The following is a 16,576-nucleotide window of genomic DNA, read 5'->3' on the forward strand; positions in this document are numbered from 1 at the left end:
ACCACGCCTCGTCTCAGGCTACTTGACGTCTTTCCGCGCCCTCCGTAGCGTCGCAGCCCGCGCTCACTTATGACCGGCAGATGACCGGTATTCACATCTGAGGACGGGGTGCCCATGACCCAGCGACGTGTGGTGGTGTCCGGCGGCGGTACCGGAATCGGCCTGGCGACGGCGGAGGCGTTCGCGGCGGACGGGGACCGGGTGGTGCTCCTCGGCCGCCGCGAGGACGTGCTGCGCAAGGCGGCCGACGCGCTGAACGGCCAGTACGGGCAGTCCACGGCGACCTGGTGCGCGGCCGACCTCGCCGACCCCGAACAGGTCGGCGCGGCACGGGAGTTCATCACGGCGGACGCGACCCCGGTGGATGTGCTGGTGGCCAACGCGGGCGGCAACGCGGCCCGCGCGCAGGACGGCACGCTCGCCTCCCTCGCGCAGAGCTACCGCGACAACTTCGACGCCAATGTGCTCACCGCGGTCCTGCTCACCGAGGCGCTGCTCCCCCATATGCGGCGCCCCGGCGGCCGGATCGTGCAGCTCTCCTCCATCGCCTCGCTGCGCGGCCCGGGCTCGTACGGCGGCTCCAAGGCCTGGATCAACACGTACACCTACGACCTCGCGCAGCGCGTCGGTTCCGAGGGCATCACCGTGAACGCGGTCGCCCCCGGCTTCGTCGGCGACACGGAGTTCTTCGGCGACCGCGGGACGCCGGAGTTCATCGCCTCCCGGGTCGCCCAGACCCTGACGGGCCAACCGGGCCGGCCCTCCGAGATCGCCGCGGCCGTCCGGTACGTGGCGTCACCGGAGGCCGCGTATCTGACGGGGCAGCTGCTGCACATCAACGGGGGCGCGGCGCTGGGCCGTTAGCCCCGGCTGTTACGAGGAGCGGGCCTACGAGGAGCGGGCCGGCGGGCGCGGCGTCACCGTCACCTCCGGGATGGTGCCGCCGCAGCGCAGGACGGTGTCGAGCACGCGGAGAAACTCCTCCACCTCCAGCAGAGAGCCCGTCAGATAGCCGCGCTGCCGCCACACCGGCACCATCTCGGCCGCGTACGCCCGGTCCCAGCCGTTGTTGAACTCGGTCCGCGCGTCCCCCTCACCGCCCGCGCAGTCGCCGACCACGAACCGGGTGAAGCCCACGCTCGGGTGCTCGACGCGGTACGCCTCGACGAGCTTCTCCAGGGCCGCCTTGCTCACGTGGTACGCCGCGACTCCCGGCCAGGACGGGGTGAGCGAGCCGCCGATGGAGGACAGGTAGGCGGCGACGCCGCCCGAGGCCGACAGGTACGGGAGCGCGGCATTGGTGACCAGCGCCGCGCCGATCACATTGGTGTCCATGGTCCGGCGCCAGGTGTCGCCGTCGAGCTTCTCGATCGGGGCGAGGGGGCCGACGCCGGTCGCGTAGACCAGGGCGTCGATGCCGCCCAGTCCGGCGGCGGCCTCCTCGATCGCCGCCTGGCACGAGGACTCCTCGGTCACGTCACAGGCGACGGCGAGCGCGTCCGCTCCCGCCTCCTTCGCCGCGTCCACCAGCCGGTCGTGCCGGCGTGCCAGCAGGGCGACCTGGTCGCCACGGCGCCCCAGGTCGACCCCTATGCACCGGCCCAGTCCACTCGAGGCACCCACCACGACAGCCCGCATGCCAGAACCTCATTCTCAGTATCCGACAATCCCTTTCCGCCGCTTCTATCACGACCCCGGGCAGAGGGACAGACCCCCTGCCGCCACCGATGCCCGGCACAGCGATATCACCAAGCGCCGCACGGAGATGTGCCCGAGGGCATCCATGGCATGGCTCGGGAACGGGATTCGGCGGCGGCCCGCGTCACGCCGAGGCGCCCCCGGGCTTCGCATCCGCACGCAGATAACCCGAGTTCGCCACCTGACCGAGGAACGTCAGCCGGGTGTCCGTGGCCATGTGCTTCTCGAAGGCCTCCTTGATACCGGGCCACTTGGGGTGCCCGAAGTCGTCGAGTACGACGATGCCGCCGGGCGCGACGATCTGCTCGGCCCACTCCAGATCCGCGGCGACGCCGGAGGCGGAGTGGTCACCGTCGACGATGATCACTCCGTAGGCACGGTCGGAGACCAGGGCACGCACCTCGGGGTCCTCGGAGAAGCCCTGCTGGACACGGGCCGCGGCACCGGCCGCGCCGACCAGAGCGAGATTGGCGCGCACCGCGGCCCCGCGCACGGGCGTGCCCGTCGGGTCGGCGCCCTCGGTGGTGCCGGGCTGCAGCTGCAGGCCCGCGAGCGGGTCGACGATCGTCAGACGCGGGTCGCGTCCCGCGCGCTCCATCATCCGGATCAGGGCCGCGCCGAACATCCCGTACAGGGTGCCGATTTCGAGGATCTCGTCGTTCGGCGGGTCGAGCAGCGGTACGGCGGAGAGCTTGCCGCAGATGTTCATGGTGCCACCGGCGATCCGGCCGACCCCGAGCGCCTCCAGCGCGATGAGCAGCCGGAACGCCTGGGCGATGTTCCGCTCCGCACCGCCCCTGTCCCCGCTCACCTGCGCCAACTCGTCGATGGCACGGTCGAGATGGACCTGGGCCGGCATGCGCGACACGCCGCGTCCGGTTCCGTCGAGCAGCAGTTCGAGGGGGCGCTGGCGGTTGCGCAGCGCCGTCAGTTCGCGCTGCAGTCCGCCCGCGGAGCCGTCCCCGATGGAGCGGCGGATCTGACGCTCGATGCGCTGATCGATGAGGTCGGCGACCGGACGCAGGGCGCGCCTGGCGGCCTTGGTGGTGAGTAACGCTCGCATGGCTCTGTGACCCTCGCAGGTATAGGAGAAGTGCTGCGTACACATGGGGACAGAAGGTGCGCTCGCCCTGGCGGTGACGGGCGGCACAGTGGGGCCCTACGCCCAAAGGACGGTAAAGCGTAAACCGTCCACAGTTCAAACACAGCAAACGCAGAACCCCGAGCGGGAGACGCGTGAATGATGTTTGGGCGACCGGAGGGTTACGGGACCGATGACGTGATGCGGCGTGACGCGACTGATGCGACGTGGATGCGCCGAGCACGCCCACGGGCACAGGAAGACCCATCTCTCCCGCACCCCAGGAGCCCCCTCCAAGGCCAAGCGGACCACCCTCGGCCACACCGTCCGGTTCGCGAAAGCGAACACCAGCACGACGACCGACAAGCCCCGCTCGGGGACCGCCCCGGCCTCGCGCCGCCACCCGACCGAGCGGCGCGTTCCGGCACCGCTCGGGCCCCCGGGCCGAAGTCCTGGCGCACGATCCCGCCGGCTCGGACAAGGGTCGCGAACTCACCCTCGACCGCCCCCCTTCCCACAGGAGAGGTTCCGCCCCGGCCATCGGGCGGCGGAGCCTCGATGGCGCGTGACGCGGCGCCCGCGGGTGCGGAAACCCGCCGCTCACGGTCGTTCCGGCCGTCGCTCCACCCCTTCCGCTTCCCTCGGGCCCGGGTCCGGAACCTCCCGCGCGACGCCAACGACGTTACGTGCGCGAAACCTTGACGATCTCTGTGGCCGGGTGCCACGATTCCGGCGCCGCCATGTTTACGTAAACATCTCCACGTACCGAAGCGTGTTTACGTAAACACCGCGCGGCGGTCGGCGGAGCAGGGAGGAACGGAACGATGGTCTCAGCGCCGCAGGCGAGCGTTCACGATGCCTGGAGGCCGTCGCCCTCGGGACGGCGTCCATGGGCCGGTCGGCCGTGCGGCGTCGGAACCTCCCCGGCCGTCCCGGAGGCCGGCACCGACAAGAACCCCGCCTCACACCTTCCTTGAGCCCTTGAGCCCTTCAACGTCCATGCCGGAGCGCGGACACGCGTCGAAGGCGGCGACCTCCCCCCGCCACCACCGGACATCACCGGACATCACCGGGCCCCCGACGGCGAGCCGACACCGCCCGTCCGGCCCGGCACACCTTCCGACGGCCGCTCAGCCACGCACACGCACCGCCCTGCACCGAGTCGCCCTCTCTTGAAAGGCCAAGCTGATGCGCAGAACGAAAATCCCCGCAGGCACCCGCTTCACCCCCCGCCTGCGCGCCGCCTTCGTGGCGCTGCTGATCGCCGGGACCAGCGGCACGGCCGTCGCCGGCAGCCCCGCCTACGCCGCGCCGCACAAGGACACGACCCAGTTCAAGGGCGTGAACTGGGCCGACCCCCGCGACAACTTCGCCGACGACCCCGTCGTACTGTCCGGTCTGTCGATCTCCGACAGCTACGCCCAGACCTACGCCAAGGCGAGTCGGGTGATCTCGGCGTTCCGCGCGAACCTCGGTGCCAACACCGTCCGGCTGCCCATCAACCCGTACACCGTCAACGGCGCCTACTGGAAGTCCTACCGCGGGGTCATCGACGCGGCGTCGGACAAGGGCTTCAAGGTCATCGTCTCCTACTGGGAGGGGACGGGCTCCCGCAAGGACGGCTTCATCGACGACCCCGCCACCTTCTGGCCCATGTGGAACACCGTGGTCAAGACCTACAAGAACGACGAGCGGGTCTACTTCGAGCCGATGAACGAGCCGCACGGCTACACCGAGACCGAGTGGGCCGACATCGCCGCGAAGTGGCTGGCCACGTACCCGTCGGTCCCTCGCGACCGGGTGTTCGTCAGCGGCGCCGGCTACAACGACCACGTCACCTCCGTCTGCGCCGACCCGCGCCTGAAGGGCACGTACCTCTCGCTGCACCACTACGGGTTCTGGAAGAGCTATGCCACCTACGACCAGTGGGTGGCCGACCTCAAGGAGCGCATCGGTGACTGCGCCGACCGGACCGTCGCCGACGAGTTCGGCGCCCCGATGACCACCGGCCTCGACTACAACAAGCCGGATGCCTCCGACAACTACATCAACTACGTTCAGGCCGTCACCGACACCTTCCGCGAACTCAAGATGGGGTCCGTGTACTGGCCCGGCCTGCGCACCGACGACACCTATTCGCTGCAGACCCTGACCGGCGACCCCGCCCGGCCCTGGCTGGCCACCACCAACCAGTCCGGCGCCGACCGTCTCGCCTGGGCCTGGGGACGCGGCAAGCCCGTCCAGCCCTGACCCGGTCCGCACCGACCGCACCCTGCCCGCCGCACCTCATGGTGTGAACTCACCTGCGGCGAACGGCCCTTCGCACGCGCAGAGGCTCCGCCCCGGGCGACCGGCCTTCGGCACCAGATCCCCTGTATGCGGCCGCGGGAATGTGACACTTGCCGTGCGAGTGTCACATTCCCGCGGCCGGCACCCCACCCGCGGTGGATCCGCCAACAGCGTCCGGTACTCGGGGCGGAACCTTTGCGGCCGGCGCGCGAAGCGATGCCGAGGTACGTACTCCCGCGGAGGACTTCCCGGCCTTTCCCGATCCTTCCGTCCACCGCGTGTCCACTACGGGGCCGCGCGAGACCTTCCTCGGGCCGCACGCGGATCTCTCCCGTGCCCTCCCCAGGGAGACAGGTTCGAGGCGACCCGTCGACGATCGCGTCGGCCGGCAGCTCATCGAGGTAGGCGTCAAGTAGCGGCGGAGGTCCGGGCCCGCGATGCCGCGCCATTGGCCGTCCACGGTCAGCAGGGCGTTGGTGGGCAGGACGGCCGAGGCCCGCTCCTCCACGTAGGCGGCGAGGTCGTCGCCGATGCCGCCCACCGGGTACTTCCCGGCCGAGGGCACGCTGAAGCCGCCCCCAGGTGTTTCTCTGTGTGGCCTGGGCAGTTTCAGGGACTTGACGGGGCATCACCCCAGGGGCTGCCGGGGCCCAAGAATTGATCAGCCCCACAGCTGCCCCGCGGAATGACCGCTGCGCGGAACTCCGCTCACGAAGAGCCGCCCCACGCTCCGGAGGAGCTCGACCGCTCGCGGCCGGCCTCGCGGCGTTGGTGACGGCGGGTGCGCTCAGCGTCAACGCGACAGCGGCGCACGCCGCGACCCCCGCGAGCACCTCCGGCAAGGCCGCGGCCACCGCGCCCAGGAGCGCGGATCCGCTCCGGGCCGCCATCGACACCGCCAAGTCCTCGGGCAGGCCCATGCCGATCGACTCGTTGACCGGCACCACGACAACAGTGGTCGCCCAACCCCGACGGTACTTTCACCCGCCGCGGCTCATCCAGCCCGCAGCAGGTGCGCCAGAACGGCCAATGGGTGCCGATCGACACCACCCCGACCGCCGTCTACGGCACGGGCGCAGTATCCGGCCGGAACTCCTCCGACCTGCACTGAGGCCACGAACCCTCCGGGCGGACCGGCGTGATCGACACCGCCTGCAGCCACGAGGCCGGAACCCGCCCCACCCGATGGGGCCGTCCGCCACGCCCAGCCCTCGATCCGGCAGCTCGCGAAGCCGCGTCGGCCGGCATCCTTCACCACGGTCCCGGAAGGCCGTGCAGCCGCCAACGGGCACCTCTTGGCCGGTGTTCGGCCGCCCGAGCCCCTGTAGGACCCCTTGGTCTTGGTCTGGAGGAGTGAACGGGGGGCGCCGCGTCGGCGTGGCGACCGCCGCTGTCACGTCTCCGCAGGTGAGATCGATTCTGCACGCGTAGTGCGCGGTGGGGCGGGTGGGACTCGAACCCACGGCCGACGGATTATGAGTCCGCTGCTCTAACCGGCTGAGCTACCGCCCCTTACGGCGCGTCGCGCACATTTGTGCGCGCCGTCTGCCGCAGCATAGCCGCTCATACGATCTCCTGCTTCGGATGGTCGGCATCGCATGACCATGAGGACTTCGACGCGGTCCGAGCGGTTCCCCCGGACATGAAAGAGGACCCCTGAGGGGTCCTCTTTCGTTGCTCTCCCGACTGGACTCGAACCAGTAACCTGCCGGTTAACAGCCGGCTGCTCTGCCAATTGAGCTACAGGAGATCGAGCTCCCCCGACTGGACTCGAACCAGTAACCTGCCGGTTAACAGCCGGCTGCTCTGCCAATTGAGCTACGGAGGATTGCTTCGTTGCATCGAACGCACCTACCCGGGTATTCGCCAGGGGGCGTGCGCTCGCTGCGACACATACATTAGCGCAAGCAGGGGGGTGCTCCGCCAATCGGTTCCCTCCGCACCGATGTCGACGCAAGGGAAGGGTGGCCGTCATGCGCTACCGGCTCACATTCGTCGCCGGACTGGTCCTGGGTTACGTGCTCGGCACTCGCGCCGGGCGCGAGCGCTACGAGCAGCTGAAGAAGTCCGCGCGCGAGGTCGCGCAGAACCCGGCGGTGCGCAACACCGCGGAGACCGCCGCCCAGCAGGGGCGGGAGTTCGCGGGCAAGGCGTTCCACACGGTGAGCGAGAAGGTGGGCGACCACGTCCCGGACTCGGTCGCCGACCGAGTCCGCTCCCTGCGCGGACGCAACACCAACGGCACCCGCGGGGACGACTGGGGCACCAGCAACACATAGCGTTTGTCGCCCCTGCCACCCCCAGTCGCCCCGTCCCGTCCCATCCCGTCCCAGAACACACCCGGGGTCCGGGGCGGAGCCCCGGGTACGGCTGAGGCGCGGGGCTCCGGCCGGCGCCACGCGGCCCGACCTGCACCCCCGCCCCGGCGGGGGCCACGCGGCGCGGTCATGCCCCGCCGTACGGCAGAATTTCCACCATGGGGATAGTCGCCGGGTTGGACAGTTCGCCCGAATTCACTCGTATCGTCGTCTGTGACACGGACACGGGGGCCGTGCTCAGGCAGGGGTACGCGCCGCATCCGCTGGAGAACACCGAGGGCGGCGGCCGTCCTTCCGATGTCGATCCGCAGGCCTGGCTGCTGTCCCTGGGCGAGGCGGCCGGCGGTGGGCTGCTGGAAGGCGTGCAGGCCATCGGCGTCTCCGCGCAGCAGAACGCGCTCGTCCCGCTGGACACGCAGGGCAACACGGTGCGGCCGGCCATGGTCGGCGGTGACAAGCGGGCGCAGGTCGCCGCCGCCGATCTCGTCGACGCGCTCGGCGGGCGCGAGGCGTGGGCCCAGGCCGTGGGCTGCGTACCGCAGGCCGCGCAGCCGGTGACCAAGCTGCGCTGGCTGAACAGGACCGAACCCGACGCCGCGCTGCGCACCGCCGCGCTGCTGCAGGCGCACGACTGGCTGGTGTGGCAGCTGCTCGGGCGGCCGCTCAGGCGGACCACGGACCGGGGCGGGGCCTCCGGGACCGGTTACTGGTCGGCGGCGACCGGCGCCTACCGGCCGGATCTCGTCGAGTTGGCGCTCGGCCACCAGGCCGCGCTGCCCGAGGTGCTCGGCCCGTCCGAGGCCGCGGGGACGACACCCGAGGGGCTGCTGATCTCCGCGGGGACCGGAGAGACCATGGCGGCCGCCTTCGGGCTCGGGATCGGGCTCGGGGATGCGGTCGTGTCCCTCGGCGCCTCCGGGTCCGTGATGGCCGTACACACCGAGGCGCTGGTCGACTCCTCCGGCATGATCACCTCCCTCGCGGACGCGACCGGTCTGCACCTGCCGGTGGTGACCACCCTGAATGCCGTACGGACCCTGCGCGGCGCCACCGAACTCCTCGGCCTGCCCGACCTGGAGAGCCTGTCCGAGCTGGCGATGAAGTCCACGCCGGGTGCGCACGGGCTGGTTCTGCTGCCGTATCTGGAGGGTGAGCGGACACCGAATCTGCCGCACACCGCGGGCACCCTCGCCGGGCTGCGGCGCGAGTCGATGCGGCCCGAGCACCTGGCGCGGGCCGCCTTCGAGGGCATGCTGTGCGGCCTCGCGGACGCGCTCGACGTACTGCGCGGCCGGGGCGTGGACGTCCGGCGGGTGTTCCTGCTCGGGGCGGCCGCCGAGCTGCCGGCCGTGCAGGCCGCGGCGCCCGCGCTGTTCGGCGCGCAGGTCGTCGTACCGCAGCCCGCGGACTACGCGGCGCTCGGCGCGGCCCGCCAGGCGGCCTGGGCCCTCGGCGTCTCGCAGGGCACCCTCGACCCCCGGCTGCCACCCGTCTGGCAGGGTGCGGTCGCACAGATTCTGGAGCCCGGCGAGGAACTCGCCGTGGGCCAGGCCGTACGCCAGCAGTACGTGTCCGTACGGGAACAGACGCATCCGGGTGCGTTCCGGGCATAGGGGTGCACAGAGGGGCATAGGGAGTGTTCGGGTGTGCGGCACGGTCCGCCAGGGGCACTACGGCGTACGTCTCAAGGTCCGGTTTCGGTCCGCCCTTGGTCCGCTCTTGGATTAATCGGTTGAGGTAACACGGGTGGAGTGTCCGACGATAGGGGGTGGTGCACCACCGACCGCACTGCCGTCGACGACTCCGAGAGAAGCCGCGTGCTCATACGACTCCTTCGGGCCTACCTCAGTCCGTACAAGAAACCCATCGCCCTGCTGGTGTTCCTGCAGTTCCTGCAGACCTGCGCCACCCTGTACCTGCCGACCCTGAACGCGCACATCATTGACAACGGTGTCGTCAAGGGAGACACGGGTTACATCCTGTCCTTCGGCGCCCTGATGATCGGGATCTCGCTGGTCCAGGTCTTCTGCAACATCGGCGCCGTCTACTACGGCGCCCGTACGGCGTCGTCCGTCGGCCGGGACATCCGGGCCGCCGTCTTCGACCGGGTGCAGTCCTTCTCCGCACGCGAGGTCGGCCACTTCGGGGCGCCGTCCCTCATCACCCGTACCACCAATGACGTCCAGCAGGTGCAGATGCTCGCCCTGATGACGTTCACCCTGCTGGTGTCGGCGCCGATCATGTGTGTGGGCGGCATCGTGCTGGCCCTCGGCCTGGACGTGCCGCTCTCCACGGTCCTGATCGCCGTGGTGCCGGTGCTCGGCATCGGAGTGACCCTGATCGTGCGCCGGCTGCGCCCGCTGTTCCGGACCATGCAGGTGCGTCTGGACACCGTGAACCGGGTGCTGCGCGAGCAGATCACCGGCAACCGCGTCATCCGCGCCTTCGTCCGGGACGACTACGAGAAGGACCGCTTCGAGGCCGCGAACGCGCGGCTGACCGAGGTGTCGCTGGGTACCGGGCGGACGCTCGCACTGATGTTCCCGATGGTCATGACCGTCGTGAACCTCTCGTCGATCGCCGTGGTCTGGTTCGGCGCCCACCGCATCAACAGCGGCGGTATGCAGATCGGCGACCTGACCGCGTTCCTCGCCTACCTCATGCAGATCGTGATGTCCGTGATGATGGCCACCTTCATGTTCATGATGGTGCCGCGCGCGGAGGTCTGTGCCGAGCGCATCCAGGAGGTCCTGGACACGTCGAGCAGCGTGGTGCCTCCGACCGCTCCGGTCGTGGAGCTGCGGCGCCATGGCCACCTGGAGCTCCGCGGCGCCGGGTTTTGCTACCCGGGCGCCGAGGAGCCGGTCCTGAAGGCCATCGAGCTGGTGGCGCGGCCGGGTGAGACGACCGCCGTGATCGGGTCGACGGGCAGCGGGAAGTCGACGCTGCTGGGGCTCGTGCCCCGGCTCTTCGACGCCACCGACGGAGAGGTACTCGTCGACGGCGTGGATGTGTCGACCATCGAGCCGAAGCTGCTCGCGAAGACGGTCGGACTCGTCCCGCAGAAGCCGTACCTGTTCGCGGGCACGGTCGCCACCAACCTCCGGTACGGCAATCCGGACGCGACCGACGAGGAGCTGTGGCACGCGCTGGAGGTGGCGCAGGCCAAGGGCTTCGTGGAGCGGCTGGAGAACGGCCTGGACTCACCGATCGCACAGGGCGGCACCAACGTCTCCGGCGGCCAGCGGCAGCGCCTCGCGATCGCCCGCACGCTCGTCCAGCGCCCCGAGATCTATCTCTTCGACGACTCCTTCTCCGCGCTCGACTACGCGACCGACGCGGCGCTGCGCGGCGCGCTCGCCGAGGAGACCGCCGAGGCGACCGTGGTGATCGTCGCCCAGCGGGTGTCGACCATCAGGGAAGCCGACCGGATCGTGGTTCTCGACGAGGGCCGGGTCGTGGGCACGGGGCGTCACCACGAGCTCATGGCCGACAACGAGACCTACCGGGAGATCGTGCTCTCCCAGCTGACGGAAGCGGAGGCTGCCTGATGGCCGGTCCCATGGGACGCATGATGGCCGGGGGTGGCCCCGATCAGCACTCGATGGATTTCAAGGGGTCCGGAAAACGGCTCCTGGCACAGTTCAAACCCGAACGCACCACAATGTACGGGATGCTCGTCGCCGTCGTCCTGAGCGTGACGCTCTCGGTGATCGGACCGAAGATCCTCGGCAAGGCCACCGACCTCGTCTTCGCGGGGATCATCGGACGGCAGATGCCGGCCGGCGCCACCAAGGCCGAGGTCCTCGCCGGCATGCGCAGGCGCGGCGAGGGGGGCATGGCCGACATGCTCTCGGGGACCGACTTCACCCCCGGCAAGGGCATCGACTTCGGAGCCGTCGGGAACGTACTCCTGCTCGCGCTCTGTACGTTCCTGCTGTCCGGCCTGCTGATGGCGGTGGCGACGCGCCTGGTGAACCGGGCCGTCAACAAGACCGTCTACCGCATGCGCGAGAACCTGCAGGCGAAGCTCTCGCGCCTGCCCCTCTCGTACTTCGACAAGCGCCAGCGCGGTGAGGTGCTCAGCCGCGCCACGAACGACCTCGACAACATCCAGCAGACCCTGCAGCAGTCGATGGGCCAGCTGGTGAACTCCCTGCTGACCATCGTCGGCGTGCTCGCGATGATGTTCTGGGTGTCGTGGCTGCTCGCGCTGGTGGCGCTGGTCACGGTCCCGCTCTCCTTCTTCGTCGCCACCCGCATCGGCAAGCGCTCGCAGCCGCACTTCGTGCAGCAGTGGCGCACCACCGGCAAGCTCAACGCCCACATCGAGGAGATGTACACCGGGCACACGCTGGTGAAGGTGTTCGGGCGGCAGGAGGAGTCGGCGGCGCAGTTCGCCGAGCAGAACGAGAAGTTGTACGAGGCCGGGTTCAGGGCGCAGTTCAACAGCGGGGTCATGCAGCCGCTGATGATGTTCGTGTCGAACCTGAACTACGTGCTGGTGGCGGTGGTCGGCGGACTGCGTGTCGCGTCCGGCTCGCTGTCGATCGGCGACGTGCAGGCCTTCATCCAGTACTCCCGCCAGTTCTCGATGCCGCTGACGCAGGTGGCGTCGATGGCGAACCTGGTGCAGTCGGGTATCGCGTCGGCGGAGCGCGTCTTCGAACTCCTCGACGCGGAGGAGCAGGCGGCCGACCCGGTGCCGGCGGCACGCCCCGACGAGCTGCGCGGACGGGTGGCGCTGGAGAACGTGTCCTTCCGCTACGACCCCGAGAAGCCGCTCATCGAGGACCTGTCGCTCAAGGTGGAGCCGGGCCAAACGGTGGCGATCGTCGGCCCGACCGGCGCCGGCAAGACGACCCTGGTGAACCTCCTGATGCGCTTCTACGAGGTCACCGGCGGCCGGATCACCCTGGACGGCGTCGACATCTCCTCGATGTCCCGGGACGAACTCCGGGCCGGGATCGGGATGGTGCTCCAGGACACCTGGCTGTTCGGCGGCACGATCGCGGAGAACATCGCGTACGGGGCTGGAGTAGAAGGGGCGGCGCGAAGTGCCTCCGGCAAGGGTGGTGGTGGGCGACGGGTGGGCGTGACGCGCGGGGAGATCGAGGAGGCGGCGCGGGCCGCTCACGCGGACCGTTTCATCCGTACGCTCCCGGAGGGCTACGACACCGTCATCGACGACGAGGGGACGGGGGTCAGCGCGGGTGAGAAGCAGCTGATCACCATCGCGCGGGCGTTCCTTTCCGATCCGGTGATCCTGGTGCTGGACGAGGCGACCAGCTCGGTGGACACCCGTACGGAGGTGCTGATCCAGAAAGCGATGGCGAAACTGGCGGACGGCCGGACGTCGTTCGTCATCGCCCACCGCCTGTCGACGATCCGCGACGCCGACACCATCCTCGTGATGGAGAACGGCTCGATCGTGGAGCAGGGCGCCCATGCGGAGCTGCTCGCGGCGAACGGGGCGTACGCCCGCCTGTACAAGGCCCAGTTCGCCCAGGCGGTGGCCGAGGTGGACTAGCGGGTACGCGGGTGGGGGCGGCGGAGGCAAGGCTCTCCTCGCCCCCTCCGCCCCTACCGCAAGGAAAGGGTTCCTCAGTCCAGATAGCCCCGGAGCTGGTCCGCGAAGGCGTGGTCCCTCAGTTTGTTCAGGGTCTTGGACTCGATCTGGCGGATGCGTTCGCGCGTGACGCCGAAGATGCGGCCAATTTCCTCAAGGGTGCGAGGACGGCCGTCAGCCAGGCCGTAGCGGAGTTGGACGACCTTGCGTTCACGCTCGCCGAGCGTGGAGAGCACCGCCTCCAGGTGCTCCCTCAGCAGCAGGAAGGCCGCGGACTCCACCGGAGACGTCGCGTCACCGTCCTCGATCAGGTCACCGAGAGCCACGTCGTCCTCCTCGCCCACCGGCGCGTGCAACGACACCGGTTCCTGGGCCAGGCGCAGGACCTCACTCACGCGCTCACCGGGGAGGTCGAGATGGGCGGCGACCTCGTCCGGCGTCGGTTCGTAGCCGCGCTCCTGCAGCATCCGCCGCTGGACGCGCACTACCCGGTTGATCAACTCCACCACGTGGACCGGGACTCGGATCGTACGGGCCTGATCCGCCAGTGCCCTCGACATGGCCTGCCGGATCCACCAGGTCGCGTACGTGGAGAACTTGTACCCACGGGCGTAGTCGAACTTCTCAACCGCCCTGATCAGACCGAGGTTTCCCTCCTGGACCAGGTCGAGCATGGTCAGGCCCCGGCCCACGTAGCGTTTCGCGACCGAGACGACCAGGCGCAGGTTCGCCTCGATGAGACGCCGCTTGGCCATACGGCCCATGACAACCAGTTTGTCCAGGTCGAGGGCGAGTTGGCTGTCCAGGTCGGGGGTGAGGCGGAGCTTCTCCTCGGCGAAGAGGCCGGCCTCGACCCGGCGGGCGAGTTCGACCTCCTCCGCCGCGGTGAGCAGCGGGATGCGGCCGATCTCGCGCAGGTACTGGCGGAACAGGTCGGAGGAGGGGCCACCGGTGTCCGTGGTACGGCCCCGGGGCAGTTCGACGGGCTCGGGGGCCTCGGCCTCGATCTCGACCTCGACTTCGGCCCCGGCCTCGGCGGCCCCGACGGCCTCGACGGCGCCGGCCGGCGGCTCGTCCGGCTCCGGCCGCTCCTCGGGTTCCGTTTCGGGGTGGTGCGCGGCACGGCTCTGCGGGGAGAGCGCCGCGACGACGTCGGGCTCGGCGTCCCTGTCCGTATCCCTGTCCGTATCCCTATCCGTATCCCTGTCCCTGTCCGTGTCCGTGTCCGTGTCCGTGTCCGTGACGTTGTCGGTCTGTGTGAGGGTCTGGGTCTGCACGGGGGCGACCTCCAGGAATGTCGCTGCTGAGACGTGCGGCAGCGGTACGTCGGGGATGGGGTCGACGGCCTCGCCGCGGTCCATCCCGAAGTCGTTTGGCGGAACGGCGGGGATCGGGAACCCGTCGCGTGCGGGTCGGCCGCGCTCCGAGGACTCAGGCACCGGAACCCAGTGTGGAGTACGACACATCGCCGCCACGAGGGGCGTGCGGTGACTTTTTGCGTCCGGTCCGTGACCACCTGGTGACCCTCGCGGGAAACTCGAGTGCCTGTTCGTGCCCTGATCTGGCACGATCGCCCGATGCCCGGTTCCCTCTACGAAACCCACGTGACCGTCCACTGCGACAGTCCCGTCGAGTCCGAGCGGCTGCAGCGGTGGACTGCCGCCGCCGGGCTGACCCTCGGAGCGCCCCGCGCCCCGCGCCCGCACCCTCAGAGCGCCTCCGCGCCCCGCTCCCGCAGTGCCTGCCCGTACTGCTGGAGTACCCACAACTCGTTCTGCACGGCCGCCAGCTGGGCCGGGTCGCCCTGGGCGCTGGCGCGGGCCAGGGCGCCCTGGACGTCCACGATGCGGCGCTCGACGGCGCGGCGGCGGACCATGACGAGCTGATCGCCGGCGTAGGTCTCGTCGACGGTCTTGCGCATGATGGCCTCGACGGCCAGCTCGGTGACCATGGCGCGGACCACGTCGTCCGGGGCCACCTCGCGCACCCGGACCAGATACTCCTGGGAGTCCGGGACCCCGTACTCCGCGCCGCCCGCCTCCATGATCGCCAGGCGCACGGCGGCGTACGGCGGGGCGGTGAACTCGTCGATCCCGTACGCGTCGAAGGCCGGGGCGACCAGCTCGGGCCGCTGGAGGGCGAGTTTGAGCAGCTCGCGCTCGGTGGCGTAGACGGGGTTGCGGAGGTTGAGCGCCGGGCCGCCGACGGGGCCCTGGACGGCGGCGTACGTCTGCTGGGGGCGCTGCCCGTTCGTGGGAGCCGGGCCCTTGCCGCCGCGGTCGCGGGCCCAACGGGCGAGCTGGGCCACCCGCTTGACCACGAACTGGGTGTCGAGGATGCCGAGCATGCCCGCGAGCTGCACGGCGACCTCGTGCTGTGCGCCGGTGTTCTTGATGCGGGCCACGATGGGCGCTGCCTCGTCCAGGGCTGCCGCCCGGCCCGCCGGGGTCTCCAGGTCGTAGCGCGCGACGATCTGGCGCAGGGCGAACTCGAAGAGGGGCGTGCGGGGTTCCACCAGGTCGGCGACCGCCTCGTCGCCCTTCGCGAGGCGGAGCTCGCAGGGGTCCATGCCGTCCGGCGCGATGGCGATGTACGTCTCGGCGGCGAACTTCTGGTCGTCCTCGAAGGCGCGCAGGGCCGCCTTCTGGCCGGCCGCGTCGCCGTCGAAGGTGAAGATCACGCGGGCCGAGCCGTTGTCCATCAGCAGGCGGCGGAGGATCTTGATGTGGTCGCCGCCGAAGGCCGTACCGCAGGTCGCGATCGCCGTGGTGATCCCCGCGAGGTGGCAGGCCATGACGTCCGTGTAGCCCTCGACCACCACCGCGCGGCTGGCCTTGGCGATGTCCTTCTTGGCGAGGTCGATGCCGTACAGGACCTGGGATTTCTTGTAGATCGCGGTGTCCGGCGTGTTCAGGTACTTCGGCCCGTTGTCCGCCTCGTACAGCTTGCGCGCGCCGAAGCCGACGACCTCGCCGCCGATGTCCCGGATCGGCCACATCAGGCGGCCGCGGAAGCGGTCGATGGGGCCGCGGCGGCCCTCCTGGGAGAGGCCGGAGAGGAGCAGTTCCTTGTCGGTGAAGCCCTTGCCGCGGAGGTAGCGGGTGAGGTGGTCCCAGCCCTGGGGGCTGTAGCCGACGCCGAAGTGCGCGGCGGCGGCCTGGTCGAAGCCGCGCTCGGCGAGGAACGTGCGGCCGGTGTCGGCCTCGGGGCTGGTGTCGAGCTGTTCGATGTAGAACTGCGCGGCGATCTTGTGCGCCTCGACCAGGCGGATGCGCTCGCCGCGCTGGTGGGAGGGGTTGTACCCGCCCTCTTCGTAGCGGAGCGTGATGCCGGCCTGCGCGGCGAGGCGCTCGACCGACTCGGAGAAGGTGAGGTGGTCGACCTTCATCACGAACGTGATGGTGTCGCCGCCCTCCTGGCAGCCGAAGCAGTGGAAGAGACCCTTGCTCGGGCTGACCTGGAAGGACGGCGACTTCTCGTCGTGGAAGGGGCAGAGACCCTTGAGGTTTCCGCCGCCCGCGTTGCGCAGCTGGAGGTACTCGGACACGACGGCGTCGATCGGGACCGCGTCCCGAACCGCCTTCACGTCCTCGTCGTTGATCCTTCCGGCCACGCGTGAAT

At 70.1% G+C, this 16,576-nt stretch carries 10 protein-coding genes and 3 tRNA genes; 6 read left to right on the plus strand and 7 right to left on the minus strand.

The features are described 5' to 3' along the window. Positions 1 to 114: 114 nt before the first annotated feature. The gene (locus OG747_RS13655) at positions 115 to 864 is read left to right on the plus strand and encodes an SDR family NAD(P)-dependent oxidoreductase (RefSeq protein WP_405879596.1); all 750 of its coding nucleotides are present in this window, start codon (positions 115 to 117) and stop codon (positions 862 to 864) included. Between the two features lie 24 nt (positions 865 to 888). Here the strand turns inward: OG747_RS13655 and OG747_RS13660 are convergent, their stop codons facing one another. Next, positions 889 to 1,638: an SDR family oxidoreductase gene (locus OG747_RS13660; protein WP_405879597.1), complete on the minus strand. Its 750-nt coding sequence runs from the start codon at positions 1,636 to 1,638 to the stop codon at positions 889 to 891. A gap of 184 nt (positions 1,639 to 1,822) precedes the next feature. Then, the gene (locus OG747_RS13665) at positions 1,823 to 2,761 is read right to left on the minus strand and encodes a class I SAM-dependent methyltransferase (RefSeq protein ID WP_405879598.1); all 939 of its coding nucleotides are present in this window, start codon (positions 2,759 to 2,761) and stop codon (positions 1,823 to 1,825) included. 1,206 nt (positions 2,762 to 3,967) lie between these two features. Here OG747_RS13665 and OG747_RS13670 point away from each other — a divergent pair. Beyond that, positions 3,968 to 5,029, plus strand: a complete 1,062-nt coding sequence (locus tag OG747_RS13670; RefSeq protein WP_405879599.1) for a glycoside hydrolase family 5 protein — start codon at positions 3,968 to 3,970, stop codon at positions 5,027 to 5,029. A gap of 1,477 nt (positions 5,030 to 6,506) precedes the next feature. Here OG747_RS13670 and OG747_RS13675 read toward each other — a convergent pair. From OG747_RS13675 to OG747_RS13685, 3 genes are all read right to left on the minus strand, one after another. Continuing rightward, positions 6,507 to 6,580: transfer RNA gene (locus tag OG747_RS13675), tRNA-Ile, on the minus strand. A 165-nt stretch (positions 6,581 to 6,745) separates the two neighbouring features. Continuing rightward, a tRNA-Asn gene (locus OG747_RS13680) sits at positions 6,746 to 6,818 on the minus strand. Positions 6,819 to 6,823: 5 nt separating this feature from the next. After that, a tRNA-Asn gene (locus tag OG747_RS13685) sits at positions 6,824 to 6,896 on the minus strand. Positions 6,897 to 7,041: 145 nt separating this feature from the next. On the opposite strand from OG747_RS13685, the gene OG747_RS13690 reads away from it, so the two are divergent. The 4 genes from OG747_RS13690 (at position 7,042) to OG747_RS13705 (ending at position 12,916) form a co-directional block, all read left to right on the plus strand. Beyond that, positions 7,042 to 7,347 (plus strand): YtxH domain-containing protein, encoded by a 306-nt coding sequence (locus tag OG747_RS13690; RefSeq protein ID WP_405879600.1) that lies wholly within the window; start codon positions 7,042 to 7,044, stop codon positions 7,345 to 7,347. A 197-nt stretch (positions 7,348 to 7,544) separates the two neighbouring features. Beyond that, a complete protein-coding gene (locus OG747_RS13695; protein WP_405879601.1) occupies positions 7,545 to 8,999 on the plus strand; it encodes an FGGY family carbohydrate kinase in 1,455 nt (484 codons plus the stop codon). 204 nt (positions 9,000 to 9,203) lie between these two features. Next, positions 9,204 to 10,937: an ABC transporter ATP-binding protein gene (locus OG747_RS13700; protein ID WP_405885531.1), complete on the plus strand. Its 1,734-nt coding sequence runs from the start codon at positions 9,204 to 9,206 to the stop codon at positions 10,935 to 10,937. Further along, positions 10,937 to 12,916, plus strand: a complete 1,980-nt coding sequence (locus OG747_RS13705; protein ID WP_405879602.1) for an ABC transporter ATP-binding protein — start codon at positions 10,937 to 10,939, stop codon at positions 12,914 to 12,916. Before OG747_RS13700 ends, OG747_RS13705 begins: the two co-directional genes overlap by 1 nt. A 74-nt stretch (positions 12,917 to 12,990) precedes the next feature. Here the strand turns inward: OG747_RS13705 and OG747_RS13710 are convergent, their stop codons facing one another. Both OG747_RS13710 and dnaG read right to left on the minus strand, forming a co-directional pair. Next, positions 12,991 to 14,394 carry an RNA polymerase sigma factor gene (locus OG747_RS13710; protein ID WP_405879603.1) on the minus strand — a complete coding sequence of 468 codons (1,404 nt, stop codon included), beginning with the start codon at positions 14,392 to 14,394 and terminating at the stop codon, positions 12,991 to 12,993. Positions 14,395 to 14,663: 269 nt separating this feature from the next. Next, a complete protein-coding gene (gene dnaG / locus OG747_RS13715; RefSeq protein WP_405879604.1) occupies positions 14,664 to 16,568 on the minus strand; it encodes a DNA primase in 1,905 nt (634 codons plus the stop codon). Positions 16,569 to 16,576: the final 8 nt, after the last annotated feature.

The sequence above is a fragment of the Streptomyces sp. NBC_01384 genome (assembly GCF_045040035.1).
Lineage (GTDB): Bacteria > Actinomycetota > Actinomycetes > Streptomycetales > Streptomycetaceae > Streptomyces.